This is a genomic window from Streptomyces sp. NPDC059002 (genome assembly GCF_042740435.1).
In the GTDB taxonomy this organism is placed as follows: domain Bacteria; phylum Actinomycetota; class Actinomycetes; order Streptomycetales; family Streptomycetaceae; genus Streptomyces.
Map to the genome: position 1 here is coordinate 131,889 of NZ_JBHYJI010000013.1, position 25,626 is coordinate 157,514.

The 25,626-nt window shown below is 71.7% G+C and carries 20 protein-coding genes and 1 pseudogene; 5 read left to right on the plus strand and 16 right to left on the minus strand.

The window, feature by feature from the left end:
* Positions 1 to 184 precede the first annotated feature (184 nt).
* The 7 genes and pseudogenes from pulA to ACFWZ2_RS15175 all read right to left on the minus strand — a co-directional run bounded on the left by pulA (position 185) and on the right by ACFWZ2_RS15175 (position 10,468).
* On the minus strand, positions 185 to 2,908 hold the full coding sequence (gene pulA / locus ACFWZ2_RS15145) for a pullulanase-type alpha-1,6-glucosidase (RefSeq protein WP_384545623.1): 2,724 nt from the start codon (positions 2,906 to 2,908) through the stop codon (positions 185 to 187).
* 89 nt (positions 2,909 to 2,997) lie between these two features.
* Positions 2,998 to 4,395 (minus strand): annotated as a pseudogene (locus tag ACFWZ2_RS15150) (alpha-amylase family protein); the annotation flags it as partial.
* 167 nt (positions 4,396 to 4,562) lie between these two features.
* Complete coding sequence (locus tag ACFWZ2_RS15155; RefSeq protein WP_384545625.1) at positions 4,563 to 5,624, minus strand: LacI family DNA-binding transcriptional regulator; 1,062 nt, start codon at positions 5,622 to 5,624, stop codon at positions 4,563 to 4,565.
* Positions 5,612 to 7,261, minus strand: a complete 1,650-nt coding sequence (locus ACFWZ2_RS15160; RefSeq protein WP_384545627.1) for a glycoside hydrolase family 13 protein — start codon at positions 7,259 to 7,261, stop codon at positions 5,612 to 5,614. The genes ACFWZ2_RS15155 and ACFWZ2_RS15160 overlap by 13 nt, the downstream gene beginning before the upstream one ends.
* Before the next feature lie 44 nt (positions 7,262 to 7,305).
* Positions 7,306 to 8,169 carry a sugar ABC transporter permease gene (locus tag ACFWZ2_RS15165; RefSeq protein WP_384545628.1) on the minus strand — a complete coding sequence of 288 codons (864 nt, stop codon included), beginning with the start codon at positions 8,167 to 8,169 and terminating at the stop codon, positions 7,306 to 7,308.
* Positions 8,166 to 9,176 (minus strand): carbohydrate ABC transporter permease, encoded by a 1,011-nt coding sequence (locus ACFWZ2_RS15170; protein WP_384545630.1) that lies wholly within the window; start codon positions 9,174 to 9,176, stop codon positions 8,166 to 8,168. The genes ACFWZ2_RS15165 and ACFWZ2_RS15170 overlap by 4 nt, the downstream gene beginning before the upstream one ends.
* A 20-nt stretch (positions 9,177 to 9,196) precedes the next feature.
* Positions 9,197 to 10,468: an extracellular solute-binding protein gene (locus ACFWZ2_RS15175; RefSeq protein ID WP_384545632.1), complete on the minus strand. Its 1,272-nt coding sequence runs from the start codon at positions 10,466 to 10,468 to the stop codon at positions 9,197 to 9,199.
* Positions 10,469 to 10,828: 360 nt separating this feature from the next.
* Between ACFWZ2_RS15175 and ACFWZ2_RS15180 the strand changes: the two genes are divergently transcribed.
* A complete protein-coding gene (locus tag ACFWZ2_RS15180) occupies positions 10,829 to 11,860 on the plus strand; it encodes a LacI family DNA-binding transcriptional regulator (protein ID WP_384545634.1) in 1,032 nt (343 codons plus the stop codon).
* Between the two features lie 56 nt (positions 11,861 to 11,916).
* Here the strand turns inward: ACFWZ2_RS15180 and ACFWZ2_RS15185 are convergent, their stop codons facing one another.
* The 3 genes from ACFWZ2_RS15185 to ACFWZ2_RS15195 all read right to left on the minus strand — a co-directional run bounded on the left by ACFWZ2_RS15185 (position 11,917) and on the right by ACFWZ2_RS15195 (position 14,661).
* Positions 11,917 to 12,774, minus strand: a complete 858-nt coding sequence (locus ACFWZ2_RS15185; RefSeq protein WP_384545635.1) for a lysophospholipid acyltransferase family protein — start codon at positions 12,772 to 12,774, stop codon at positions 11,917 to 11,919.
* Positions 12,771 to 13,523, minus strand: coding sequence for a GNAT family N-acetyltransferase (locus tag ACFWZ2_RS15190; protein ID WP_384545637.1), 753 nt, complete (start codon positions 13,521 to 13,523; stop codon positions 12,771 to 12,773). Before ACFWZ2_RS15190 ends, ACFWZ2_RS15185 begins: the two co-directional genes overlap by 4 nt.
* Positions 13,524 to 13,734: 211 nt before the next feature.
* The gene (locus ACFWZ2_RS15195) at positions 13,735 to 14,661 is read right to left on the minus strand and encodes a hypothetical protein (protein WP_384545639.1); all 927 of its coding nucleotides are present in this window, start codon (positions 14,659 to 14,661) and stop codon (positions 13,735 to 13,737) included.
* A gap of 213 nt (positions 14,662 to 14,874) precedes the next feature.
* Here ACFWZ2_RS15195 and ACFWZ2_RS15200 point away from each other — a divergent pair, with 213 nt between their 5' ends.
* Genes ACFWZ2_RS15200 through ACFWZ2_RS15210 form a run of 3 tightly spaced genes read left to right on the plus strand, consistent with a single transcriptional unit; the run spans position 14,875 to position 17,986 of the window.
* Positions 14,875 to 16,071 carry a CaiB/BaiF CoA transferase family protein gene (locus ACFWZ2_RS15200; RefSeq protein WP_384545641.1) on the plus strand — a complete coding sequence of 399 codons (1,197 nt, stop codon included), beginning with the start codon at positions 14,875 to 14,877 and terminating at the stop codon, positions 16,069 to 16,071.
* On the plus strand, positions 16,068 to 17,234 hold the full coding sequence (locus ACFWZ2_RS15205; protein WP_384545643.1) for an acyl-CoA dehydrogenase family protein: 1,167 nt from the start codon (positions 16,068 to 16,070) through the stop codon (positions 17,232 to 17,234). Before ACFWZ2_RS15200 ends, ACFWZ2_RS15205 begins: the two co-directional genes overlap by 4 nt.
* Positions 17,235 to 17,251: 17 nt before the next feature.
* A complete protein-coding gene (locus tag ACFWZ2_RS15210; protein ID WP_384545645.1) occupies positions 17,252 to 17,986 on the plus strand; it encodes a GntR family transcriptional regulator in 735 nt (244 codons plus the stop codon).
* 43 nt (positions 17,987 to 18,029) lie between these two features.
* Here the strand turns inward: ACFWZ2_RS15210 and ACFWZ2_RS15215 are convergent, their stop codons facing one another.
* The 3 genes from ACFWZ2_RS15215 to ACFWZ2_RS15225 all read right to left on the minus strand — a co-directional run bounded on the left by ACFWZ2_RS15215 (position 18,030) and on the right by ACFWZ2_RS15225 (position 20,098).
* Complete coding sequence (locus ACFWZ2_RS15215; protein ID WP_384545647.1) at positions 18,030 to 18,587, minus strand: YbaK/EbsC family protein; 558 nt, start codon at positions 18,585 to 18,587, stop codon at positions 18,030 to 18,032.
* 19 nt (positions 18,588 to 18,606) lie between these two features.
* Positions 18,607 to 19,191 carry a helix-turn-helix domain-containing protein gene (locus ACFWZ2_RS15220; protein ID WP_384545648.1) on the minus strand — a complete coding sequence of 195 codons (585 nt, stop codon included), beginning with the start codon at positions 19,189 to 19,191 and terminating at the stop codon, positions 18,607 to 18,609.
* A gap of 169 nt (positions 19,192 to 19,360) precedes the next feature.
* On the minus strand, positions 19,361 to 20,098 hold the full coding sequence (locus ACFWZ2_RS15225; RefSeq protein ID WP_384545650.1) for an acyltransferase: 738 nt from the start codon (positions 20,096 to 20,098) through the stop codon (positions 19,361 to 19,363).
* Positions 20,099 to 20,240: 142 nt separating this feature from the next.
* Here ACFWZ2_RS15225 and ACFWZ2_RS15230 point away from each other — a divergent pair, with 142 nt between their 5' ends.
* Positions 20,241 to 20,774 carry a gamma carbonic anhydrase family protein gene (locus ACFWZ2_RS15230; RefSeq protein WP_384545651.1) on the plus strand — a complete coding sequence of 178 codons (534 nt, stop codon included), beginning with the start codon at positions 20,241 to 20,243 and terminating at the stop codon, positions 20,772 to 20,774.
* Position 20,775: 1 nt separating this feature from the next.
* Here the strand turns inward: ACFWZ2_RS15230 and ACFWZ2_RS15235 are convergent, their stop codons facing one another.
* From ACFWZ2_RS15235 to ACFWZ2_RS15245, 3 genes are read right to left on the minus strand one after another with little or no spacing between them, the layout of a single operon-like run.
* A complete protein-coding gene (locus ACFWZ2_RS15235; protein ID WP_384545653.1) occupies positions 20,776 to 21,441 on the minus strand; it encodes a DedA family protein in 666 nt (221 codons plus the stop codon).
* A gap of 55 nt (positions 21,442 to 21,496) precedes the next feature.
* Complete coding sequence (locus ACFWZ2_RS15240) at positions 21,497 to 23,128, minus strand: carboxylesterase/lipase family protein (RefSeq protein ID WP_384545655.1); 1,632 nt, start codon at positions 23,126 to 23,128, stop codon at positions 21,497 to 21,499.
* Positions 23,125 to 25,614, minus strand: coding sequence for a beta-glucosidase (locus ACFWZ2_RS15245; protein ID WP_384545657.1), 2,490 nt, complete (start codon positions 25,612 to 25,614; stop codon positions 23,125 to 23,127). The genes ACFWZ2_RS15240 and ACFWZ2_RS15245 overlap by 4 nt, the downstream gene beginning before the upstream one ends.
* Between the last annotated feature and the right edge of the window lie 12 nt (positions 25,615 to 25,626).

The window sequence follows — 25,626 nt, forward strand, 5'->3', positions numbered from 1 at the left end:
ACGCATTCCGGCGTCAACTGCCGCTGCCGCGCCGCCCTTTGGGAGGTGCCTCATGGCGTACATCCTCTTCGCCCACAAGCCCGCCGTCCGCTTCGCCCGCCGGACCGCCGTGATCTGGCGGCGGCTGGCCGACGCGCCGCTCCACAACAGCACGGTCCGCGCCGGCCGCCCCCGTCCGGTCCGGTCAGCCGCGCTTGAAGACTGCGACCGTGCGCGCGGGAACCGTGAAGGTTCCTGAACTCCTCGTGTACGTCGATGACTTGACGTCACGGTCGGCGCCGGACGCCTGCACGGGGTGGAGGGCGTACGGTTCGCCCTCCACCGCGCCGACACGCTGCCGCTGCGCCTGCGGGCTCGCATTGAACACAATCATGAGGTCGCCGAGCTTCATGGTGATGACACCGGGCGTCTCGGCCGTGGTGCCCGACAGCGGGAAGGAGAGCGCCGACTGAACCTGCGCGGCCGTGGCGAGGGAGAAGGCCGGTTCGGTCGTCCGGATCTTCAGCAGGTCCTGGTACGCGGCCGACGCGCCGTCGATCTCCGCGCAGCCGGGGGTCAGGGTCGCGGCGGTGGCCAACAGGGGCTTGGCGTAAGGCCACTTGTCCTTGTTGTCGGCGGCCGGGGGCAGACCGCGTCCGAAGCCGTTGCCCGCGCGGCAGTTCCAGTGGACGGCGTTGAACCAGTCCCCGCTGTCGTAGGAGTTGCGGTCGAGGGACTTGGAGCGCAGCAGGTCCGTGCCGGCCTGCGAGAGCGCGGGGCCCTGGGAGAGCGAGGCGGTGGCCATCGCGAGGACCTGCAGACGGGCGCGGTCGGCGGCCTTCGTGTCCTTGGGCAGCTTGAACGCGAGCGCGTCGTAGAGGGTTTCGTTGTCGTGCGCGTCGGCGTAGGAGAGGGCGTCGCCGGGGGCCGCCGCGTATCCGGCGGGGGCGCCGTTGTAGTCGACGTCCGCGCCCTTGACCCTGCGCCCCGCCGAGTCCGTGAAGGTGAAGTCGGCGAGATTGCCGGACAGGCCGACCTTGATGAGGTCCTGGTAGTGCAGGAGGCGGGCCTTCTGTTCGGCCGGAGTGCCGTTCGCCTTCGAGGAGTTGGGGTCGGTGTACAGGCCGCTGGCGAAGCCCTGCACGCCCGGGTCCTCGTCGAAGGGGCCGCCGCCGCGCAGCGCGTCGCGGGAGCGGTCGGAGAAGGTCGCGACGCCGGTGCCCGCCATGTTCTTCTGGGTGGCCTGCACGAAGCGGGCGTCGTCGGCGACCTCGCCGAAGTTCCATCCCTCGCCGTACAGGACGATGTTCTTGCCGTCGACGCCGTCCTTCGCCACGGTCAGCGCGTCGAGGGCCGTGCGGACGGCGAGGATGTTGGCCTTGGGGTGGTGTCCCATCAGGTCGAAGCGGAAGCCGTCGACCTTGTACTCCCTGGCCCAGGTGACGATCGAGTCGACGACGAGCTTGCCCATCATGGCGTTCTCGGGCGCCGTGTTGGCGCAGCAGGTGGAGGTGGCGACCGTGCCGTCGGCCGCCAGGCGCTGGTAGTAGCCGGGCACGATCTTGTCGAGGACGGACTTGTCGGCCTGGCCGCTCGCGACGGTGTGGTTGTAGACGACGTCCATCACCGTGCGCAGGCCCGAGCCGTTCAGGCCCTGCACCATCTCGCGGAACTCGACGGTGCGGCGGGTGCCTTCGGGGTCGCTCGCGTACGAGCCTTCCGGGACGGTGTAGTGCAGCGGGTCGTAACCCCAGTTGTAGGCGTCCTTGCCCGCGCTCTTGGTGACGCACGCCTGCTGCTCGTCCGAGTCGGGGGCGTACGACGTCACATCACAGTCGGGGGTGGCCTGTTCGTCCGCGCGCTCGGGGATGGTGCCGATGTCGAAGGCGGGCAGCAGATGCACGTACGACGTGCCCGAGCGGGCGAGGCGGCGCAGGTGCTTCATGCCGTCGGACGTCGTGTCCGTGAACGCCAGATACTTGCCGGGGTGCTTGGAGGTGCGGTCCGCGATGGAGAAGTCGCGGATGTGCAGCTCCTGGATCTGTGCGTCGCGCAGCGGGGTCGCCCGTGGCTTGCGCACCGTGGACCAGCCCTTGGGGGCGAGCTTCGGGTCGTCCAGGTCGACGGCGAGGCTGCGCTCCGAGTCGCCGGTGAGGGCGGTCGAGTAGGGGTCGGTGACCTGGTTGGTGACGACCTTGCGGACGCTCGGCGCCCACACCTTCACGACGTACCGGTAGGCCTTGCCCGACCAGTTCCCCGGCCCGGTCGCCGACCACACACCGGATGCGGGGTCGCGGCGCATCGCGACGGTGCGGCCGCCGATGTCGAGGGAGACTTTCTGCGCGGTGGGCGCCCAGACGGCGAGGGTGACGCGGCCGCGCTCGAACCGGGGGCCGAGCGTGGCCCTGGTGGCGGCCGCGCCGTACAGGTCGTCGAGCACGCCTTGGGTCTGTACGCCGGTCGCGGCCCGCAGGGTCCCGTCGGCGGACCGTCCGGTGGCGACGAGCTGGCCGGTGAGGGCGGTGCGGACCCGGTCGCGGTCGCGGCGGTCGACGGTGAAGGCGGCATAGGCCTTGAGGTGCGGGTACTTGGCCCGCTGCGCGTCGGTGAGGCCGCCGTCGACAGGGGTGAGGCGCAGCCGGTGGGCCGTCCCGCCGATGTCGCCGTCCTCGACGGTGAGGCCGCCGTGGGGAGCGTACAGAAGGTCGTGGACGGTGCCCGTGCCGGTGTCCCAGGCGAGGGTGTCCCGGTCGATCCACTGGGCCCTCGCCTTCCTCAGGTCGATGCCGTCGCCCGGCGCGGCCGCGGCGGACGGTGGCGCCGGGGCGAGCGGCACGGCCGTCGCCGTCGCCGTCGCCGTCAGGGGCGCGGTGGCGGCGAGCAGGGCGAGGGCCACGGTCACTGCGGTGCGGCGCGGGGAGCCGGTCACGGAAGTTTCTCCTTGAGGGGTACGGCTTGGGGGGGACGGCCTGAGGGGGCGGCCTGAGGGGACGGCCTGAGGAGTACGAGGGGGTGTCAGCAGCCCTTGGCCCCGGTGTGCAGCGCGAGGGCGGTGTTCGGGGCGACGGACGCGGTGAACTGGCCCGCGCCGTTCACGCTGACCCTCCTTCCGCTCTGCACATCGCAGTACGTGCCCGCCGCGAGGGAGGTCTGGAAGGTGCGGTCGACCGCGGAGCCCTCGTGGTTGATGACGACGTACGCCTTGTCGCCGCGGCCGAAGGCGATCGTGTCGTTGCCGTTGTCCCACCAGTCGGTGACGGCCGTGCCGCTCGCGGTGTTGCGGAACGGGACCATGGAGCGGATCTCCGGCCAGGCGTGCTGGCACTTCCATCCGTCGCTGTAACAGGACTTCACCCGGCCGCCGCCCGGCGATCCGGCGTCGTTGTCGACGAACTCGTAACCGGAGTGGACGTCCGGGGAGCCGTAGGGCCAGGCCAGCATGAAGACGTGCGCGAGGGTGTAGTCGGCGCCGTCCTTGTAGGTGAGGGTCTGGCCGTGGCGCTCGGTGTCGTGGTTGGCGACAAAGACCGCGGCCGAGCCGCTGGGCAGATAGCCCCAGCCCTCGCCGAAGTTCTTGAGGTAGGCGAGCTTCTCGTTGGTGAAGACCCGCTTCAGGTCCCAGGCGTACCGGAACTCCTGGGCGTCACCGGTGGCGGTGTACTCGCTCGGCGACACCGCCTCGCCCGCGCCGTACAGGGTCTCCTGCTTCCAGTAGACACCTGGATCGGTGAGCTGCGACTTGATGTTCTTCAGGTCGTCGACGGGGATGTGCTTGGCGGCGTCGACGCGGAAGCCGTCCACGCCGAGCGAGAGGAGGTCGTTCAGATAGGCGGCGATGCGGCCGCGTACGTACTCCTCGCCGGTGTCCAGGTCGGCCAGGCCGCCCAGTTCGCAGTGCTGGACGTTCCAGCGGTCCTGGTAGTTGCTGATGTCGGCCCTGCAGTCGTCCATGTCGGCGCCGGAGTACGTGCCGGGGTAGTCGTACTTGGTGAAGGTGGAGCCCGCCGAGCCGGTGCCGTTGGCGTTGGTCATGTGGTTGATCACCGCGTCGGCGACGACCTTCACCCCGGCCGAGTGGCAGGTGTCGACCATGTTCTTGAAGTCGGCGCGGTCGCCGAGCCGGGTGCCGATCCGGTAGCTCACCGGCTGGTAGGCGGCCCACCAGGCCTCGCCCTTGATCCGCTCCTGCGGGGGCGAGACCTGGACGTATCCGTAGCCGTCCGGGCCGAGTTGATCCGTGCAGGCCTTGGCCACCGATACGAAGTCCCACTCGAAGAGGACCGCCGTGACGTCCTTGCCGCCGGGCGGGGCCGCCTGGGCCCCGGGAGCCCCGGCGAACACGCTGCCCACGACCCCCACCGTCAGGGCGAGCGCGGTCGCGACGGATCTGCGGCGCTTGATGGGGCGGCCTGGCATGGGTACCTCCTGCGTGGTGAAGGCGCTTTCAGCAAGTCAGCACAAGTTGTTGCAGGTTGGACCGTAGGGCGCCCCCAGCACTGGGTCAACCCTCTGGACACAGCCCGGAAACCCAGGGGAATCACGGGGTGCGAAGCCTTCCGCAAGGGATTGCACCGGTGCTAGTTTCAGCGTCGCGCCTGCGCCGTGGAGCCCCGCACCACGAGTTCGGGCTGGAAGACGAACTCCGTGCGGTGCACGGGGTTTCCGTCGATCTCCTCCAGGAGTGCGCCCACCGCCGCGGTCGCCATCGCCTGCACCGGCTGGCGCACCGTGGTCAGCGGCGGATCGGTGAACGCGATGAGCTGGGAGTCGTCGAAGCCGACCACGGAGACGTCGCCGGGCACCGTGAGGCCGCGCTCCCGCACCGTCCGCACGGCGCCGAGCGCCATCAGGTCGCTGCCGCAGACCATCGCCGTGCACCCCAGGTCGAGCAGGGCACCGGCCGCGGCCTGCCCGCCCTCGACGCTGAACAGGGTGCGCTGCACGAGCCGTTCGGCCTCCCCCTGTGCCAGGCCGAGCATGCCGTGCAGCGCCGCCGTGAACCCCTCCGCCTTGCGCCGCGAGGGGACGTACCGCGTCGGGCCGATCGCCAGGCCGATCCGCTCGTGCCCGAGGTCCACGAGATGGCGCACCGCCATGCGGACGGCCGCGCGGTCGTCGGGCGAGACGAAGGACACCGGTATGTCCTCGTTGTATCCGTTGACGAGGACGAACGGCACCTTGCGGCGGGCCAGTTCGCGGTAGCGGGTGGTGTCGGCCGTCATGTCGGCGTGCAGCCCCGACAGAAAGATGATGCCGCTGACGCCGCGGTCCTCCAGCTGCTCGACCAGCTCGTCCTCGGTGGCGCCGCCCGGCATCTGCGTACAGAGCATCGGGGTGTAGCCGTGCCCGGCGAGCACCTGCTCGATGACCTGCGCGAAGGCGGGGAAGATCGGATTGGTCAGCTCGGGGATGACCAGGCCGACCAGGCCCGCGCTGCGCCGCCTCAGCCGGGTCGGGCGCTCGTAGCCGAGGACGTCGAGGGCGGCGAGCACCCGGCGCCTGGTGCCCGCGGCGACCCCCGCCTTGCCGTTGAGCACCCGGCTCGCGGTGGCCTCGCTGACGCCGGCCTGCGCCGCGATGTCCAGGAGCCGCGGGGCGCCGCCCTTGGCGTCCCGCGGCGTACCGGAAGCCGTCACACCGCCCACCAGACGGCGGTGTCGGCGGGCAGGCGCACGGCACCGCCCTCGACCTCCGCCTCCTCGCTGGCCAGCAGGACCCGGCCGGGGGCCGGGATCCGTACCGTCCCCGCGGTGGTGTTCACGGTGCACACGAAGCCCTCGCGGGCGAAGGCGAGCACCCCTTCGGGGGCGTCGAGCCACTCGATGGATCCGCCCGCGCCGAGCCCCGGTTCCGCGCGGCGCACGGCGAGCGCGCTGCGGTACAGCTCCAGGGTCGAGCCGGGGTCGCCGGTCTGTGCCTGCACGCTCAGCTTGCCCCAACCGGAGGGCTGCGGGAGCCAGCTGCCGCCGGTCCCGAAGCCGTACGACGATCCGTCGGTGGTCCACGGGATGGGCACCCGGCAGCCGTCCCGGAAGCCGTCCTGCCCGTTGGCGCGGACGAAGGACGGGTCCTGGCGCGCCTCGTCGGGCAGATCGGTGACGTCGGGCAGACCGAGTTCCTCGCCCTGGTAGAGGTACGCGGAGCCGGGCAGTGCCAGCATCAGCAGGGTCGCGGCGCGGGCGCGGCGCAGACCGAGTTCGCGGTCGCCCGCGGTCCGCAGCTGGGTGCCGAGGCCCGGCGGGTTGGCGAGCCGGGTCGCGTGCCGGGTCACGTCGTGGTTGGAGAGCACCCAGGTGGCGGGGGCGCCCACGGGCCGCATCGCGTCGAGCGACGCGTCGATCACCTCGCGCAGCTCCTCCGCGTCCCACGAGGTGCCCAGGTACTGGAAGTTGAAGGCCTGGTGCATCTCGTCGGGGCGTACGTAGTGGGCGGACCGCTCGACCGTCGGGGTCCACGCCTCGGCGACGAGGATCCGGTCACCCGCGTACTCTTCGAGCACCCGGCGCCAACTGCGGTAGATCTCGTGCACGCCGTCCTGGTCGAAGAACGGCATGACGTCGTTGCCGAGCAGCTTGAGCTGGTCGGCGCTGCCGATGTCGGGCAGCCCGGCCGCCTTGACCAGGCCGTGGGCCACGTCGACGCGGAAGCCGTCCACGCCCATGTCGAGCCAGAAGCGCAGGATCGAGCGGAACTCGTCCTGTACGGCGGGGTGTTCCCAGTTGAAGTCGGGCTGCTCGGGCGCGAAGAGGTGCAGGTACCACTCGCCGTCGGGCACCCGGGTCCAGGCGGGGCCGCCGAAGATGGACTCCCAGTCATTGGGCGGGAGTTCACCGTCGGCGCCCTTGCCGGGGCGGAAGTGGTAGCGCTCCCGCAGCGGGGATCCGGGGCCCTCGGCCAGCGCGCGCCTGAACCAGTCGTGCCGGTCCGACGAGTGGTTGGGCACCAGGTCCACGATGATGCGCAGGCCCAGCTCGTGGGCGTCGCGGATGACCGCGTCGGCGTCCGGGAGGCTGCCGAACATCGGGTCGATGGCGCGGTAGTCGGCGACGTCGTATCCGGCGTCGGCCTGCGGCGAGGCGTAGAAGGGGCTGAGCCAGACGGCGTCGACGCCGAGGTCCCTGAGGTACGGCAGCCGGCTGCGGATGCCCGCCAGGTCGCCCATGCCGTCGCCGTTGCCGTCGGCGAAGCTGCGCGGATACACCTGGTAGATCACCGCGCCGCGCCACCAGTCCGGGTGCGTCTGGGTGGTGGGGGCGGCAGGGGCAGCGAGATGCTGGGTCATGTCTTCCCTGGGGAGATCGAGTGGGGTGGGTGCGGCGGGAGGCCTCAGGACTTCGTCGCGCCCGCCGTCAGACCGGAGACGAGGTGGCGCTGGGCGAAGCCGAAGATCACGGCGGCGGGCACCGCGACGATCACGGCCGACGCCGTCAGCGAACCCCAGTCGCTGGTGTACTGGTTGACGAAGGTCTGCAGTCCCCCGGCGAGCGTGAGGTTCTCCTCGCCGGTCATGAACGCGGAGGCGTAGGCGACTTCGGCCCAGCCGGTGATGAAGCTGTAGAACCCGGTGACGGCGAGGCCCGGCTTGGCGAGCGGCACGATCAGCCGCCAGAAGGTGCCGAACGGATTGAGTCCGTCCACCCGCCCGGCCTCGTCGATCTCGACCGGGATGGTGTCGAAGTAGCCCTTCATCATCCAGGCGCAGAACGGCACCGCGATCGTCAGATAGGTGACGACGAGCCCGATGGGCTGGTTGAGCAGGCCTAGGTTGGCCAGCAGGTTGTACAGCGGCACGATGAGCACCGCGACCGGGAACATCTGGGTGATCAGGAGCAGCCACATCAGCGGCCGCATGCCGGGGAACTTGAAGCGGCTCACCGCATAACCGGTCGTCGCCGCGATGAAGACGCCGATCACCGTGGTCAGGCCCACCACCACAAGGGAGTTGAGGAGCCAGTTCGGGAACTCGGTGTCGTTCAGGACGTGGTCGTAGTTGCCGAGGGTGAAGTCCTTGACCAGCTCGGTGGAGAAGGCCTCGCTCTCCGGCTTGAACGAGGTGACCAGGAGCCACAGCGGCGGCCCCACCGCGATGACGGCGGCGAGCAGCAGGGTCGCGTGCAGGGCGACCGAGGCCAGCGGCCCGCGCTCGTCGCGCCCCGTGACCTTCCGCTTCTTCGTGTTCAGGGTGCTCACCACACCTCTCCTTGCTTGCGGAGCGCGCGGCGGTAGGCCACCGCGATGATCGACAGGAGGGCGAGGATGAGTACGCCCCAGGCCGCGGAGCCCGCGAAGTCGCGTGGGCTGACGACGAACGAGAGCCGATAGGCGTACGTCACCAGGATCTCGGTGGCGTCTCCCGGTCCTCCCCTGGTCAGCAGGAAGATCACCGGGAACATGTTGAAGGTCCAGATGCCGCTGATGAGGATCACGGTGCTGGCCACGGAGCGCAGCCCCGGCAGGGTGATGTGGCGGAAGCGCTGCCAGGCGTTCGCGCCGTCCATCTCCGCGGCCTCGTACAGCTCGCCGGGGATGGACTGCAGACCGCCGAGCATGGCGACCAGCATGAACGGCACACCGAGCCACACATTGACGGTGATCACCGAAAGCTTCGCCCAGGTCGGGTCGTTGAGCCACGGGACCGCGTCGATGCCGCCGCCTTCGAGGATCTTGTTGAGGAGGCCCTTCTTCTCGTTGAAGAGCAGCCGCCAGGTGAAGACGGAGACGAAGGCGGGCACCGCCCAGGGCAGGATCAGCGCCATCCGGTAGAAGGAGCGCCCCGCCAGCCTGCGGTTGAGCATGGTGGCGAGCGCGAGACCGAGCACGAAGGACAGCGCGACGCAGGAGACGGTCCACACCACGGTCCAGGTGAGCCGGTCCCAGAAGACGCCGTCGGACAGGATCGCCCGGTAGTTGTCGAGACCGACGGACTCGTACGTGGCCGGGATGTCGTTGACGCCGATGTGCCGTTCGACGTTGGCCTCGTTCGCGTTGGTCGTCGACAGATACATGCCGCGCACCAGCGGATAGCCGACGATCACGCCGATCACGATCACCACGGGGGCGACCATGGCCCACGCGTACCAGTGGGTGGCGAGCGTCCTGCGCAGCCGCCCTGGGTTCTTGCCGGACCGGGGGCCGCGGCCGCGGATGCTGCTGGCATCCGCGGCCTTCGCCACCGACCGGCCGGACTCGACAGCCATGGGTCGGTCAGCCCTCCTTGTTACTTGTAGTCCTTGAGGAGCTTGCGGTAGGCGTCACCGATGCCCTTGGCGCCGCTCTCGGGCGAGGACTTGCCGCTGAGCACCTTCTCCAGCTGCAGCCGGATCGGCTCGAAGAGCGCGTTGGCCTCCGGGATCCACGGCCGCTGCACGGACTTGGCCACGGCGGGCTTGAAGAACTGCACCATCTGGTTGTCCTTGACGGACTTCACGTCGTAGACGGAGGTGCGGGTCGGCAGCAGGCTGAGCTGCTCGGTGGTCTGCTGCTGCACCTTGGCGGAGCTCATGTACTTGATGAACTCGTAGGACGCGTCGAGGTTCTTGGACCCGGCGTACGCGGCGAGGTTCCAGCCGCCCTGCGGGGCGCCCTGGCGCACGCTGCCCGCCGGGGCGGGGGCGACGCCGAGGTTGTCCTTGTCGCCCTTGAACTCCTTGCCCTTCAGGGCGCCCTCGATGGACCAGGGGCCGTCGAGGGCCATCGCGACGTCGCCGTCCTTGAAGGCGTTGAGCTGGTTGTTGTAGCCGTCGCTCGCGTCGGTGACCGCCGCCTTGGAGTCGACCAGGTCCTTCATCACGGCGAAGGCCTTGGCGCCCTCGGGGCCGTCGACGGTCACCTTCTTGTTCTTGGTGTCCAGGAGGTCGCCGCCCTCTCCGTAGAGGTACGGGAGGTAGTAGTACGGGTCGTCGCCGCGCAGATAGAGGCCGGTTCTGCCGGACTTGGACTTGATCTTCTTCGCGGCGGACTTCACCTCGTCGAAGGACTTCGGGACGGCCACCCCGGCGTCCTTGAGCATCTTCTTGTTGTAGAAGAGCGCCAGGGTGTCGATGGTCTGCGGCGCGGCGTAGGTCTTGTCCTTGAACTTGGTGCTCGCGGCGGCCTGCGGCAGGTAGTCGTCCGCCTTGTCGAGCGCGGCCGTGCCGTCGAGCGGGGCGAGATAGCCGAGCGAGGCGAAGTCCTGGGTCCAGGCGACCTCGGTGCGCATCACGTCCGGGGCACCGGAGTTGCCGCCCGCGGCGTTCTTGAACTTGGCGTTGGCCTCGCCGAACGGGACGTTCACATAGTTGACCTTGACGTCGGGGTGCAGGTCCTCGAAGCCCTTGGCGATCTTCTCGTACGCGCCCTTCTCGGCGTCGTTCGAGGTGTCCCAGAAGGTGACGGTGCCGGAGAGCTTCCCGCCCTTGCTGCCGCCGCTGCCCTCGTCGTCGCCCCCGCACGCTGCCGCTGTCATGGCCAGGGCCGCGATCAGCCCGGTGGCCGCTATGCCACGCCGCATGTGAACTCCTTCAACTGATCCCGGAATCACGGGGAGACGAAGAGGTGCCTCCTGCTGGCCGCTCTGGACGCGGCGCCGGGTTGCCAGGAACGTAACAGCGTTGCAATGCCGCCGAAAGACCTTGCGGCAATTTTCTGCAAGAGCCAATGATCGTTACGTCTGCGTGTCCTGACCGTTGCCCGCACCGCGCTTGACAGGTGCGAGAGCTGCGGCGCACGGGGCGAATCGCTCCGCGTCGACCGGGCCGCCCGGTGTCTCAGGGGCGTTGAAGCCGCCTGCAAGACTCTTGCAAGACAGCTCTTTCCGCAAGCTTTCACAAGCGGTGTGCAATCCCTTCGACGACAGGTACAGTCCAGTGCCATGACCGCACGGCTTGTCGACATCGCAGCCCACGCGGGGGTCAGCGAAGCCACCGTCAGCCGCGTACTCAACGGCAAGCCCGGAGTGGCCGTCGGCACCCGCGAGGCGGTGCTCGCCGCCCTCGATGTACTCGGCTACGAACGCCCCGTACGCCTTCGCCGGCGCAGCGCGGGACTCGTCGGACTCATCACGCCCGAGCTGGACAACCCGATCTTCCCCGCGTTCGCCCAGGTCATCGCGCAGGCCCTGACCCGCCAGGGCTATACGCCGGTGCTCGCCACGCAGACCCCCGGCGGCTCCACCGAGGACGAGCTGACCGAGATGCTGGTCGACCGCGGCGTCAGCGGCATCATCTTCGTCTCCGGACTGCACGCCGACACCACCGCGGACATGGAGCGCTACGAAGTACTGCGCGCCCAGGGCGTCCCGTACGTACTCGTCAACGGCTTCTCCCCCGATGTGGCGGCCCCGTTCGTCTCGACGGACGACCGCGCCGCCGTGCGCCTCGCCCTCACGCATCTGACGTCGCTCGGCCACACCCGCATCGGACTCGCGGTCGGCCCCAAGCGGTTCGTCCCCGTGGTGCGCAAGATCGAGGGCTTCCGGCTCGGCCTGCTCGAACAACTCGGCCTCAGCGACGAGGAGTCGGCGGAGCTGATCCAGCACTCCCTCTACACCCTGGAGGGCGGCCAGGCCGCGGCCACCACCCTCATCAACCGCGGCTGCACCGCCGTCGTCTGCGCCAGCGACATGATGGCGCTCGGCGCCGTCCGGGCCGCCCGCGACCTGGGCCTGAGCGTCCCGCGGGACGTCTCGGTGGTCGGCTTCGACGACTCCCCGCTCATCGCGTTCACCGATCCGCCGCTGACCACGATCCGCCAGCCCGTGCAGGCGATGGGCCAGGCGGCGGTCCGGGCCCTGCTGGAGGAGATCGGCGGCACGCCCGCACCGCACGGGGAGTTCGTCTTCCTGCCGGAACTGGTCGTACGGGGCTCGACGGGATCCGGGCGCAAGGAGCGGACGGCTTCCTGAGCCCGGGTCCGGCCCGCACGAAGGCCTGGTCGCCATAACCGGCGACGAGGAGGCCTCTATCGAAGGGTCACCCCCTCACACAGCCCCTCACGCACCACGCCTCCCACCACGACGGCCCGTCGCGCGGCGGCGGCCAGCGCACGGCGGTCGTTGCCCCGCAGCGGGTCATGTGCCGTGATCCGCACGGTCAGTTGGCGGGCCGCCGCCACCCTGCGCAGCGAGCTGGTGAAGTCCTCGTCGCCGAGGAAGCCCGCCGCCGTGCTCGGCACTGCGCCCTGGCGGTACGCGACCGTCACGGGACGCACGGGAGCGCCCGCGTCGGCCGCCGCCTGGAACGCGGCCCGCCGGAAACGGCCGCCCGGCACCGAACACCAGGTCGTCGCCTGCGGAAAGACGAGAACCGAGGTACCGGCCCGCAGGACGTCGGTCAACTCCGCGACCGCGCAGGGAAGTCGGCGCGGACTGCCCTCCCGGTCGATGAACCGCGTGCCCACGCGCCGGGCCAGCGTGCCGATCACCGGCCACTGACCCACCTCCTGTTTGGCGAGGACGCTGACCGGCTCGACGGCGAGCAGGGCGATGACGTCGAGCCAGGAGATGTGGTTGGCGACGACGAGCGTCCCCACGCCGCCTGCCCGCACCCCACCGCCGCCTCCTCCGGCGCCACTGCCGCCTGCTGCGCTCAGCCGCTCGGCGCCCACCACCTCCAGCCCGACCCCCAGCGCTCCGAGCACCGCGCGCGCCTCGGCCCGCAGGATCGTGGGTTCGGCGAGCCGGTCTCCCCGGGCCACGGCCCGGGTCAGGGTGTACGTCAACGCGGCGTACCGGCGCGCGAGTTCACCGAGCGGCACGCGCGGGTCCGGGTCGGCGGCGCAGCTCGCCGGGCAGCCGGGGTCGACCGTCCAGGGGTTCACCGGCCGGCTTCCCCGAGGAAGTAGCGGCGGTGGCGCGCGCTGAGCCGTTCCATGTCGAGGACGACGAAGAAGTCCGCGACGCCGAACTCCGGATCGTGGGCGGGGGCGCCGCACACCCAGGCGCCGAGGCGCAGGTAGCCGCGCAGCAGGGGCGGCAGGTCGGCGTAGGTCGGGCGGTCCGGTGTGGGGCCCCCGGGGACCCAGGGGTTGTGCGGGTGCACCCGCAGCTCGGGCGGCGACGCGTGCTTGGCCGTGCCGAGCAGCCAGGCGCTGGACGCCGCCCGGCCCCCGTCGGCCAGCGGCACGGCGGCGCAGCCCGCCAGGTACCGGTGTCCGGAGAGCATGACGTAGCGGGCGAGCGCGGACCACATGAGGTTGATGACGGCGCCGGAGCGGTGGTCGGGGTGCACGCAGGAGCGGCCCGCCTCGACGGTGTACGGCCGCAGTCCGCTGAGCGCGCTCAGGTCGAACTCCCCGTCGGAGTAGGACCGTTCGACCCGTCCCGGGGGCAGCATCCGGTAGGTGCCGACCACCTCGTCGGTCGAGGTGTCGGTGACGATCAGGTGGTCGGCGTGGTCGTCGAAGGCGTCGATGTCGTGGCCGGGCAGGGGGGTGTCGAGGGTCGCCCCCATCTCCTCGGCGAACACCCGGTGGCGCAGCCGCTGGGCCGCCCGGATCTGTTCGGTGGTGTCCGCGAGGGAGGTGACGTACGAGCTGGTGGCCGGCGAAACGAGCGATGTCGAGGACATGACAGTTCCGTTCTCGGAGCGTGGTGTCTCTGCGGATGCGGACGCGTGGTGCGGCGCCGCGGCGGCGCCGCACCTTCAGCACGGTGACGGCGCCGGCTGAACTGTGCGCCTCGGGCGCGCGTCGGCCGTGCGTCCGGCGTACGTCGGGACCGCTACAGGCGCTGGCCACGGCCCCGCCCCGGCCCCGGACCTGCTCCCCGGGCCCACCGCCTCAGGCGAACGTCACCCGAGCGCCCGCGTGCCGCCCCTCGCGCCGGCTCGCGACGCGCAACTCGGCGCCCTCCGACACGGCCGCGCCAGCACCCGGGCCCGCCGCACCCTCCGGCGCATCCGGCTCCCCCGAAGCCACCAACTGCTCCCCCGCGAACAGCGGCTCGTGCAGCCGGTAGGACAGCGACCGCACCGTCCTCCCCGGGGCGTTCTCGCGGACCAGCTGGAGCATCAGGAGCACCAGCAGCGGGCCGTGCACGACGAGCCCGGGATAACCCTCGACGTCCTTGCAGTACGGAGTGTCGTAGTGGATGCGGTGCGCGTTGGCGGTCAGGGCGCTGAACCGGAAGAGCAGCGACGGGGTGGGCCGCAGGGTGAGCCGCCAGGGTGCCTTCGCGGGCGGGGCGTCCGCCGTGTCGAGGCCGAAGCGGGTGCGGCGGCGCGCGTCCTCGCCGCTGCGGTAGACGACGTCCTGCTCCTCGACGACGCGGACCGTGCCCTCCTGGCTGATCTCGTGCCGTACGGTCACGAACACCATCTCGCCGGTGCGGCCGTGCTTGACCTGCGTCGCGACGAGGCTGCTCGCGCGGTGGGCCGGGGCGCCGACGAGCAGCGGCGCGGTGAACTCGGCCCGGCCGCCCGCGATCATCCGCCGCCGGTCGGGGACCGGCGGCAGGAAGTGGCCGTCCGCCGGATGCCCGTCCGCGCCGAGCCGCGCCTGTGCGGGCCAGTCGAGGAAGTACAGCCAGTGCCACAGGGGCGGCAGCGGTGCGCCGTGCCCGGGGGCGGTGTCGGGCCCATCGAGGACCGCGCCGAGCGCGGCGGCGGGCGCGGCGGGCAGCGGGTCCTGCGTGGTGACCGGGGCCGGGTGCCACGCGTCGACGTACGACGCGAGCCCGGTGGGACGCCCGGGTGGTGTGTGCTCCATGGTCACCTCTTGTGCCGTACAAATCCGGCTCAAGCCTCCGTCGTGACGCGCACCCCGTCAACCCCCGTCCGCCCAACGACCGGTCGGACAGGGGGCATTGACGCTGCCCGATTTGGCCGTACAAACTCGGCGCAGCACCACCACGCACAGGCCGCACGACCACGGACCACGGACCGCCAAGAGCGCACACCCCCACGCGAGGGAGACACCCCGATGCCCCACCCGCTTCCCCTCGCCGGTATCACTGTCGTCAGCCTGGAGCAGGCCGTCGCCGCGCCCTTCGCCACGCGCCAGCTCGCCGACCTCGGCGCCCGCGTCATCAAGGTCGAGCGTCCCGGCGGCGGCGACTTCGCCCGCCGTTACGACACCACGGTGCACGGCCAGGCCAGCTATTTCGTCTGGCTCAACCGCTCCAAGGAGTCGCTCACCCTCGACCTCAAGTCGGAGCGGGGCAGGGAGATCCTCGAACAACTCGTCGCGGGGGCCGACGTGTTCGTGCAGAACCTCGCGCCGGGCGCGGCCGACCGCCTCGGCCTCGGCCACGAGGAGCTGCAGGCCCGCCACCCGTCCCTGATCCCCTGCACCGTCAGCGGCTACGGCACGGACGGGCCCTGGGCCGACCGCAAGGCGTACGACCTGCTCGTGCAGTGCCAGACAGGTCTCCTCCAGCTCACCGGGACGCCCGACGAGGCGGTGCGCGCGGGCATTTCGGTGGCCGACATCGCGGGCGGGATGTATGCGTACAGCGGCATCCTGTCGGCCCTGTTCACCCGTGCGACGACGGGCCGCGCGCCCGCCGTGGAGGTGTCGCTGTTCGACGCGCTCGCCGAGTGGGTGAGCCAGCCCGCCTACTACACGCGGTACGGCGGCACCCAGCCGCCGCGGGTCGGCGCCCGGCACGCGACGGTCGCGCCGTACGGCCCGTTCACCGCGTCCGACGGCAAGGACGTGCTGCTCTCCGTGCAGAACGAGCGCGAATGGGCGTCCCTGTGCGCCGAGTTCATCGGGCGTCCCGAGCTGACGGACGACCCGCGGTTCGCCACCGGCGCCGACCGGGTGGCGCACCGCGACGAGCTGGACGCGATCATCTCCGTACGCTGTGCCGAACTCGGCAGCGCCGAGGTGATGCGGCTGCTCGACATCGCCAACATCGCCAACGCGGGCGTCAATTCGGTCCACGAGTTCCTCGAACACCCCGTCCTGACCGAACGCGGCCGCTGGCAGGACATCCGCGTCCCCGGCACCGACGCCCCGGTGCGGGCACTGCTGCCACCGGCCGGGCTGGACGGGGTCGCCCCGCGCATGGACCCGGTGCCGTCCGCGGGCGAGCACACCGACGCGATCCTCCGCGAGCTGGGCCGCGATCAGGACGACATCGCCCGGCTGCGTGCGGAAGGAGTCTGCCAGTGAGCGCCTTGGACGCCCTGCCCGCCGACGAGCAGCTGATCGTCACCACTGTGCGGGACTTCGTCGACCGTCACGTACGGCCGGTGGTACGGGAGTTGGAGCACACCAACACCTATCCGCAGGCCCTCATCGACGGCATGAAGGAACTCGGCGTCTTCGGCCTCGCGGTCCCCGAGGAGTTCGGCGGCACCCCCGTCTCCACCGCCTGCTACGTCCTGGTCACCGAGGAACTGGCGCGCGGCTGGATGAGCCTGGCGGGCGCGATGGGCGGTCACACCGTCGTCGCGAAGCTCCTCGTGCACTTCGGCACCGAAGGGCAGCGGAGCCACTGGCTGCCCCGGATGGCCACCGGCGAGGTGCGCGCGACCATGGCGCTCACCGAGCCGGACGGCGGCTCCGACCTGCAGGCGCTGCGCACGGTGGCGCGCCGCGACGGGGACGCGTACGTCGTCGAGGGATCGAAGACGTGGATCACCAACTCCCGCCGCTCGCAGCTGATCGCGCTGCTCTGCAAGACCGACCCGGACGCCGAGCCGCGGCACCGCGGCATCTCCGTGCTGCTCGCCGAGCACGGCCCGGGGCTCACCGTCTCGCGCGATCTGCCCAAGCTCGGCTACAAGGGCGTGGAGAGCTGCGAGCTGTCCTTCGAGGGCCTCCGCGTCCCTGCCGCATCACTGCTCGGGGGCGTCGAGGGGCGGGGGTTCGGGCAGATGATGAAGGGTCTGGAGACGGGGCGGCTGCAGGTAGCGGCGCGTGCGCTCGGCGTGGGCCGCGCCGCGTTCGAGGACGCGCTGCGCTACGCCCAGGAGCGCGAGTCGTTCGGCGTGCCGATCTGGCGGCACCAGTCGATCGGCAACTACCTGGCGGACATGGCGACTTCGCTCTCCGCCGCCCGTCAGCTCACCCTGCACGCGGCCCGCGAGGCCGACGCGGGGCGGCGCGTCGACATGGAGGCGGGCATGGCGAAGCTCTTCGCGTCGGAGACGGCCATGCGGATCGCCCTCGACGCGGTCCGCATCCACGGCGGCCAGGGCTACTCCACGGAGTTCGACGTCGAACGCTACTTCCGCGACGCGCCGTTGATGATCGTCGGCGAGGGCACCAACGAGATCCAGCGCACGGTGATCGCCCGCCAGCTCGTCGCGCGCGGCGGCCTGGACGACTGAGCGCGGGGGCATCGGCCATGCGCGCTGACACCGCCTACGCCCGTCTGGCGCGCGAGCTGCGCCAGGCGATCCTGCGGCACGAATTCCCCGAGGGCGTACGGCTGCCGACGGAGGCCGCCCTCGCCGAGAGCCACGGGGTGAGCAGGCAGACGGTGCGGCGCGCCTTCCAGGAGCTGGTCGCGGAGGGCCTGGTGGACCGGGCGCCCGGGCGCGGCACGTTCGCCGCGCACCGGATCGACCGCCGCGCAGGGCAGTTCGGTTCGGCCGAGGACCTCATGGCGCTGCCGGCGGACACGGCCACCCGGCTTGCGTCGCCGCTGCGCCGGCTGGTCGACGTGGACGCGGCGGGACGGCTGCGGCTCGGCGCCGACCAGGTGGACACGGTCGCGTTCCTGCGGCTGCGCGAGGACACGCCGTTCTGTCTGACGACGGTGTTCCTGCCGCCCGAGGTGGGCCGCCTGCTCGCCGGGCTGCCCGAGCTGACGGAGGAGGGCGCGTGCGGCGGTGCGACGGTGCTCGGTCTGCTCGACGGGCGGCTGCCGGAGCCGGTCGCCGAGGCGCAGCAGAGCGTGACGGTGACGTCGGCGGACCCCGCGGCGGCCGCCCGCCTGGACTGTCCGCCGGGCCATCCGCTGCTGCGCATCGACCGGTTGTACGTCTCCACGGCGGGGCGGCCCGTCGAACTCGCCATCAGCGTCTTCCTGCCCGAGCACTACTCGTACCGGGTCCGGCTGTGGCGCCGCCCCGGATAGCGCGGCCGTCCCGGGATAGCGCGGCCGTCCCGGGCGGTCGGCCTCAGGCGACGCCGAGCCCTTCGATGACCACCGCGTTCGGCAGCCCGGCGAACGCCTTGCCCGGCACGATCAGCTTGCCGCGCCGACTGCCGCTGCCCACCAGGACGTACGGCAGGTCGGTCACAGCCGAGTCGACGAGCACGGGCCACGCGGCGGGCAGTCCGATCGGCGTGATGCCGCCGTACTCCATGCCGGTCTCGCCGGTGGCCGTCTCCATGGGGGCGAACGACGCCTTGCGGGCGCCGAGTTGGCGGCGCACCGCGCCGTTCACGTCCACGCGTGTCCCGGAGAGCACGACGCACGCGGCGAGCGTGGTCTCGCCGCCGCGCTTGCCCGCGACGACGACGCAGTTCGCCGACTGGTCGAGCAGTTCGGGGCCGTAGTGCTCCAGGAAGGTGGCGGTGTCGGCCCACTGCGGGTCGGTGTCGACATGCACGAGCTCGTCGGCGGGCACGGGCCCGCCCCAGTCACGTATGGCCGCCGCGACGGGCGCGACCAGCTGGTCGAGGACTTCGGGGGCGGGGTGGACGACGTCGAAATCACCGAGGGGAGCACGCATGGCGGCACGCTAACAGCCCTCAGTAGGAGGCCGCGTGGGCGGGCGGCACCGAGACCGACATCGTCATCTCGACCGGTTCGGCGCCCTTGTTGCGGTAGGAGTGCGGCACGTCGGCCTCGAAGGTGGCGGCGGTGCCCGCGGGGACGGGGTGCTCGATGCCGTCGACAACGAGGGTGAGTTCGCCCGCCGAGACGTGCAACAGCTCGACGGTGCCGGACGGATGGGCGTCGGAGTCGCTGCCCTCGCCGGGCATCAGCCGCCACGACCACAGCTCGAAGGGGCCGCGCGCCTCGGTGCCGACCAGGAGCGTGGTGCTGCTGCCCGCCTCCGTCGACCACATGCGCACCGCCTGCTCCGGCGGCACGAGGCGGACGTGCGCGCCCTGTTCGTAGTCGAGGAGGGTGGTGATGCTGACGCCGAGCGCGTCCGCGAGCTTCACCGTGATGCCGACGCTGGGGTTGGTCCTGGCCTGCTCGATCTGGATGATCATGCCGCGGCTGACGCCCGCGCGGGCCGCGAGGGCGTCGAGGGTGAAGCCCCTTTCATTGCGCCAGCGCTTGAGGTTGCGCGCGAGCGACTGGGTCAGCTGGTCGAGGTCCGACACATTCCGTCCAATATTTTGGATGACAGAGTTCACTGTACTGAACCACGGTATGGTGCACCCGAAGGTTCCCAACGGTTCAACACACTGTACTGCGAGGCGCGTCGACGCCCCCTTCAGAGGCGCGGGGAACTGCGCGCCCAGCCCCCGCGCACCCGCAGGGAAGGGCGACTCAGCCCTCCCCCAACTCCCCGAGGGCCAGCAACTGTTCCGGCGTGACCCCGTCAGGAATCGGCACAGGCGCAGGCGTACGCAGCGGCGGCTGCCACCCCGCCTCCGCGCTCCACGTCCGCACGACACGAGCCGGTGCGCCCGCGACCACCGCATGGTCGGGGACCTCCCCCCGCACCACCGCCCCCGCCGCGACGACGACATTGCGCCCGATCCGCGCCCCCGGCAGAATCACCGCCCCGGTCCCGATCCAGCAGCCGGGCCCGATCTCCACCGGCTCCATCCGCGGCCACTGCTTCCCGATGGGCGTGTGCGGGTCGTCGTACGAGTGGTTGGTGGACGTCACGTACACGTAGGGGCCGAAGTAGCAGTCGTCGCCGATGGAGACCGTGGTGTCGGCGATGACGTGGCTGCCGCGGCCGAGCACGACGCCGTTGCCTATCCGCAGGATCGGCTCGGGACCGAGGTCGAGGTCCGGCATCATCCCCGCGGTGAGCGTGACGTGCTCCCCGACGATGCAGTGGTCGCCGAGCCTGATCCAGGGCTCACCGAAGACCGTGCCCTGCGGGAAGGCGAGCTTCGTGCCCTCGCCGATCGCCCCGAACCGGAGCCGCCCGGGACGCGCCGAGGTCACCGCACCGGTCCGCTGCACCCATGCCCAGCCCGCGTGGACGGCGCGCTGCGCGAGGCGGCGCCGCGCTGCGGCGAGGGATGAGAACGCGTTCCTGTTCTTCGGCACCCGCTCACGTTACTCAGTGCCACAGGACGCCGCAGGCCCCCGCCCTGTGATCTTCACCCCACACCGCGGCGCCCGCCCCGGCGTCCCGTACGGTGCCGTCAGGCGCGACGCCACACGGACGTACGGAAGAGGGAGCGAGTCGATGGGCCACGAGGCACTCATCACCGGCATCGGCGGCAAGGATCCGAAGATCGATCAGGACGCCTTCACCGCGCCCACGTCCGTCGTGCTCGGCGAGGTGACGCTGCACGCCGGGGCCAGCACCTGGTACGGCGCGGTGCTCCGCGCCGACTGCGGGCCGATCGTCGTCGGCACCGACAGCAACATCCAGGACAACTGCAGCCTCCACGTCGACCCGGGCTTCCCCATGACGATCGGCGAGCGCGTCTCGGTCGGCCACAACGCCGTCCTGCACGGCTGCACGGTCGAGGACGACTGCCTGATCGGCATGGGCGCCACCGTCCTCAACGGCGCGGTGATCGGCGCAGGTTCACTGGTCGCCGCGCAGGCCCTCGTGCCGCAGGGCATGCACGTGCCCCCGGGCTCGCTCGTCGCGGGCGTGCCCGCCAAGGTGCGCAGGCAGCTCACCGACGAGGAGCGCGAGGGCATCTCGCTGAACGGCACGATGTACGTCGAGCTGGCCAAGGCCCACCGCGCCGCGCACGCTGCGGAGTGAGTCAGTCGGTGGCCGGGACGGGCTGCCGCTCGGCCACCGCGGCCGCGGCGCCGTCCGCCTCGGCCGCCGCCTTCTTGGCCCGGCGCCTGACGATCAGCATCGAGGTGAGACCGATCAGGACGGCCGCGGCGAGCCCCAGGTAGGAGAAGCGCTTGAGCCAGTCCTCGGCGACCACGCCGATGTAGTAGATGACGGCGGTGGTGCCGCCCGCCCAGATGATGCCGCCGAGGACGTTGGCGATCAGGAACTTCCAGTACGGCATGCGCAGGACGCCCGCGAGCGGTCCCGCGAAGATCCGCAGGAGGGCGACGAAGCGGCCGAAGAAGACCGCCCACATGCCCCACTTCTGGAAGGACCGCTCGGCGCTCGCGACGTTCGCCGCGCTGAAGTGCTTGGGGAACTTCCGCTCCAGCCAGGCCAAAAGCGGCCGTCCCCCCTTGCGTCCGATGGCGTATCCGATGGAGTCGCCGATGACGGCGCCCGCGCTCGCGCACGCCCCGAGGACGACGGGGTCGATGTCGCCGTGCTGGGACGACAGGAGCGCCGCGGAGATCAGGACGAGCTCGCCGGGCAGCGGGATGCCGAGGCTTTCGAGGCCGATGACGAAGCCCACCAGGGCGTAGATGCTGACGGCTGGTACGTGCTCCAGCCACTCCTGGACGTGCAACGCCGGTTCCTCCGTAGTGCTCCGCGTATGAGACGGGCAGCCTACCCGGCGCCGTTCAGTCCGCAGGAACGGCGTCCCACAGGCCGCACCGGTGCTCGCCGTGCACGGTCGCGCTGATCGCCGTACCGCCCGCCGACGCGGTCCGCAGGGACAACACCCGCCCCGGCCGGGTGCGCTGGTCGGGCGCGGCGGGCGCGCCCTGTGCGAGCGGCACGCCGTCGCGGACGAACGAACCCCAGTACTGCACCATCTGCCGCGAGAGCACCCGCTGTTCGGCATTGAGCGGAGACTCCAGGCCGAAGTGCTTGAAGAGGTACTGCACCTCGTTCACATGCGTCGCACCGAAGTCGAAGTCCGTGCCGAGGTCGCGCAGCGAGGCGAAGGGCGGCGAGGTGCGGTCGGCGAACTCGTAGGCGTAGACGGGTCCGCGGGCCGCGAGGGCCTTGTTCATCCGCAGGGCGGTGCAGGCGAACATGCGGTCGCCGACGGCGGCGCCGTAGGCGATCGTCGGCGAGGCGTGCGCGGCGAGCGGGTACTCCTTCAGGACGCGGCCGCCGAGTGCGGATCCGTACGCCTTGGTGAGCGCGGGACCGTACCCCTCGGCGGTGAGCGGCGTGCCCTGCCCGTCGAACTGCGAGAAGGCGAACAGGCGTCCCTCGTCGCTGTTCGCGCCGTTCAGCACGGGCACCCGGGCCGCGTTCCCGTTCTCGTACGCCTTCTTCGGCTGCTCGGGAAGGAAGGCGCCGCCGACGACCGGGCCCCAGTCGAAACCGGCCTGCGCGGCGAGGATGTCCTTGGCCGGCCTGCTCCGCAGACAGGCGAGGGCGGTCGCCGGGTCCGGGCAGCCCGCCTTCTTCGCGAACGCCGCCCCGTCGCCGACCGCCCGCTCGCGCTCGCGGCCCGCGCAGTCGCCGTACGCGCCGCTCTCCACGATGCCCGCGCGGTACAGGCCGCGCGCGGTGGGCGAGGCGAGCAGGGTGCAGACGGAGCGGCCGCCCGCGGACTCGCCCGCGATGGTGACGCGGCCCGGGTCGCCGCCGAACCGCCCGGCGTTGGCGCGCACCCAGCGCAGCGCGGCCTGCTGGTCGAGCAGCCCGTAGTTGCCCGAAACCCGGTCGGACGCCTCACCGTCGAGCCCTTCGGTGGCGAGGAACCCCATGGCTCCGAGGCGGTAGTTGACGGTGACGACGACAGCGCCGGTCTTGCGGGCGAAGGTGTCGGGCACGACGTCCTCGCCCGCGCCCGCGGTGAGCCCGCCGCCGTGCAGCCAGACCAGCACGGGGCGCCGGTGCGCGGGACTCGCGCTCTCCTTCGGGGTGTACACGTTGAGGTCGAGGCAGTCCTCGGTGTGGCTGGGGTTCTCGTAGCCGGGGTCCCAACTCGCCGTCTGTACGCAGCGGTTGCCGAACTCGGTGGCGCGGCGCACACCGTCCCAGGGCTCGGCGGGCCGCGGCTCCTTCCAGCGGAGGGCGCCGACGGGCTGCTCCGCGTACGGAATGCCGAGGAACTGCCGCCCCTCGGCGGTGGACCGGCCGCGCACCCAACCGGCGTCGGTGCGCACGAGCGTACGGTCCGCGGCGGCCGTGTCGTCCCGCGCCTGGGCCGACTGCGGCACCAGGGTGGCCGCGGCGGCCGCCGCCAGGACGGCGGCGACCGACGCGGCGCGTCGTATCCGGCTTCTCCTCATGATCTGGCTCCCTTGACGAAGACGGTGCCCGAGAGGGGCAAGTCACGTGCGCTGGTGCCTACTTGGATGGTTCTGCGACCGGTGCCGAGCACCCAGTCATGCCGCGTGGTGTCCCACGCGGAGAGGGTCCGCCCGGTCACCCGGACGGTCACGCGCCGCCGCTCCCCCGCGCGCAGCACGATCCGCCGGTAGCCGCCGAGCACCCGCTCGGCCTGCGTCTGCTTCAGGTCCGGAGACGGGCCGACGTACACCTGCGCGACGGTGACGCCGTCGCGCTTCCCGGTGTTGCGCACGGTGAACTCCGCGGCGACGCCGTCGCGTCCGGCTCCCCGGACCGTCAGGTCCGCGTAGGCGAAGGTGGTGTACGAGAGCCCGTGCCCGAAGGGGAAGAGCGGCCGCACCCCCTCGGCGTCGTACCAGCGGTAGCCGCCCAGGACGCCCTCCGTGTACTCCTCCACACCGTCGACGCCCGGATAGCGGCGCGGGTCACCGGCCGTCGGATGGTGCCCGTCGTCCACGGGGAACGTCTGGGTGAGCCGCCCGCCGGGGTCGCAGTCCCCGAACAGGACGGCGGCGGTGGCGGCCGCGCCCTCCTGCCCGGGGTAGTACATCTGCAGCACGGCGGCGGTCCGCTCCAGCCACGGCATGGCGGTGGCCGACGAGGTGTTCAGCACCACCGCGGTCCGCGGATTGGCCGCCGTCACCGCCCTGATCAGCGCCTCCTGATGCCCCGGCAGGGCGAGCGCCGTGCGGTCCGAGCCCTCCGTCGCGTCCTCGTACGCGAAGAGGACGACGCCGTGCGCACCGCGCGCCGCCCGTACGGCCTCGGCGACATCGGCCGCGCGCGTGGCCCCGGTGACACGGCGGAGCCGGAACGTCTGCCCCTTGTCGCCGCCCTTCGCACGGATCCGCAGCCGGTGCCCGCCGCGCGGAAGCGGCTGCGTCGAGCGGCGCACGCGCAGCCCGTCGGGCGCCGCCGACGTCAGACCGCCGGTAAAGAACTCGCCGACGCCCGGGAGGTGCGGGAAAAGCTCCTCCCCGTCCAGCTCCACCGCGGGCCGCTCTCCGGAGTAGTGCACGACGAACGTCCACTCGTCGCTCTCCTCGACGGTGAGCGTCCCCTCGTACGTCCACTCCTTCCCGGCGGCGACCTCCTGCCCCTCCGGGTCGAAGCCGGGCGTGAGCGCGGCATCGGGCAGCGCCTTGCCGTAGAGGTCCTCGCCCAGGGCGTAGGTGACGCGGGCGCCGCGCCCCGCACGGGACTTGATGGCGTCCAGCGGCGCTTCGGCGTGGTCGGGCACCACGTGCGCGCTGCCGCCGCCGCTGACGAACGGGTGCTTCCCCGTCGGCCCGATGACGGCGATGTCGCGGGCCGCGGCGCCGGTCAGCGGCAGCAGGCCGTGTGCGTTGCGCAGCAGGGTGGCGCCCGCCTTGGCCACGTCGAGGGCGACGGCGGCACCGGCCTTCGGATCGCGGTCCGGCCGCCGCGGGGCGCTCCCGTCGAGCAGCCCGAACCGGTCCATGACGCCGAGGATCCTGCGCACGGAACGGTCCACCTGCGCCTCGGGGACGCTGCCGTCCGCGACGGCCCGCTTCAGGGCGGCCCCGAAGGAGAAGTCGTTGGGCATCTCCATGTCGAGGCCCGCGGACATCGCGGCGACGGTGCTGTGCTGCGCGAACCAGTCGGTCATCACCCAGCCGTCGAAGCCCCAGCGTTCGCGCAGGATGTCGCCGAGCAGCGCCTTGTTCTCGCAGGCGAAGGTGCCGTTGACCTTGTTGTAGGCGCCCATGACGGACCCGGCACCGGCGGCGACGGCCGCCTCGAAACCGCGCAGCTCCGTCTCGTGCAGGGTCCGCTCGTCCGCCCGCACGTCGACCGACATGCGGTCCTTCTCCTGGTTGTTCAGGGCGAAGTGCTTGACGGTGGCGATCAGGCCCTCGCCCTGGATGCCCTTGATCTCCTCGGCCACCAGATCGGCGGCGAGCAGCGGGTCCTCGCCGAACGTCTCGTAGTTGCGGCCCGCGTACGGGGTGCGGATGAGGTTGACCATCGGCGAGAGCAGCACGTCCTGCCCCAGGGCGCGCCCCTCACGGCCGATCACCCGGCCGTAGCGGCGGGCGAGTTCGGGGTCGAAGGCGGCGGCGAGCAGGACGGGCGCGGGCAGTGCGGTGGCGTGGGCGGTGACGCGGACACCCGCGGGACCGTCGGCGAGACGCAGCGGCGGAATGCCGAGACGCGGCACCCCGGGCACATAGCCCGCCTGGCCGAGGCGCTTGGGGTCGTCCGCGCCGTGCAGCAGGGAGATCTTCTCGTCGAGCGTGAGCCTGCCGATGAGGGACTCGACGCGGCGGCCCGCACCGGGGCCCTGTCGCGCGCGGGCCGCAGCGTGCGAGGGGACCGCCAGACCGGCGGTGGCCGCGGCGGCCACGGCGATCGCGCCGCCGACCAGCCCGAGGGCTGCTCGCCGGGACACGGAGTCGGACATGAGCCGTCACTT

What these genes read in the sequence shown, in the direction of transcription:
- ACFWZ2_RS15160 (WP_384545627.1), bottom strand. Translation starts at nt 7,261, where the DNA reads ATGACCCAGCATCTCGCTGCCCCTGCCGCCCCCACCACCCAGACGCAC.
- ACFWZ2_RS15170 (WP_384545630.1), bottom strand. Translation starts at nt 9,176, where the DNA reads ATGGCTGTCGAGTCCGGCCGGTCGGTGGCGAAGGCCGCGGATGCCAGC.
- ACFWZ2_RS15175 (WP_384545632.1), bottom strand. Translation starts at nt 10,468, where the DNA reads ATGCGGCGTGGCATAGCGGCCACCGGGCTGATCGCGGCCCTGGCCATG.
- ACFWZ2_RS15180 (WP_384545634.1), top strand. Translation starts at nt 10,829, where the DNA reads ATGACCGCACGGCTTGTCGACATCGCAGCCCACGCGGGGGTCAGCGAA.
- ACFWZ2_RS15190 (WP_384545637.1), bottom strand. Translation starts at nt 13,523, where the DNA reads ATGTCCTCGACATCGCTCGTTTCGCCGGCCACCAGCTCGTACGTCACC.
- ACFWZ2_RS15195 (WP_384545639.1), bottom strand. Translation starts at nt 14,661, where the DNA reads ATGGAGCACACACCACCCGGGCGTCCCACCGGGCTCGCGTCGTACGTC.
- ACFWZ2_RS15200 (WP_384545641.1), top strand. Translation starts at nt 14,875, where the DNA reads ATGCCCCACCCGCTTCCCCTCGCCGGTATCACTGTCGTCAGCCTGGAG.
- ACFWZ2_RS15210 (WP_384545645.1), top strand. Translation starts at nt 17,252, where the DNA reads ATGCGCGCTGACACCGCCTACGCCCGTCTGGCGCGCGAGCTGCGCCAG.
- ACFWZ2_RS15215 (WP_384545647.1), bottom strand. Translation starts at nt 18,587, where the DNA reads ATGCGTGCTCCCCTCGGTGATTTCGACGTCGTCCACCCCGCCCCCGAA.
- ACFWZ2_RS15230 (WP_384545651.1), top strand. Translation starts at nt 20,241, where the DNA reads ATGGGCCACGAGGCACTCATCACCGGCATCGGCGGCAAGGATCCGAAG.
- ACFWZ2_RS15240 (WP_384545655.1), bottom strand. Translation starts at nt 23,128, where the DNA reads ATGAGGAGAAGCCGGATACGACGCGCCGCGTCGGTCGCCGCCGTCCTG.
- ACFWZ2_RS15245 (WP_384545657.1), bottom strand. Translation starts at nt 25,614, where the DNA reads ATGTCCGACTCCGTGTCCCGGCGAGCAGCCCTCGGGCTGGTCGGCGGC.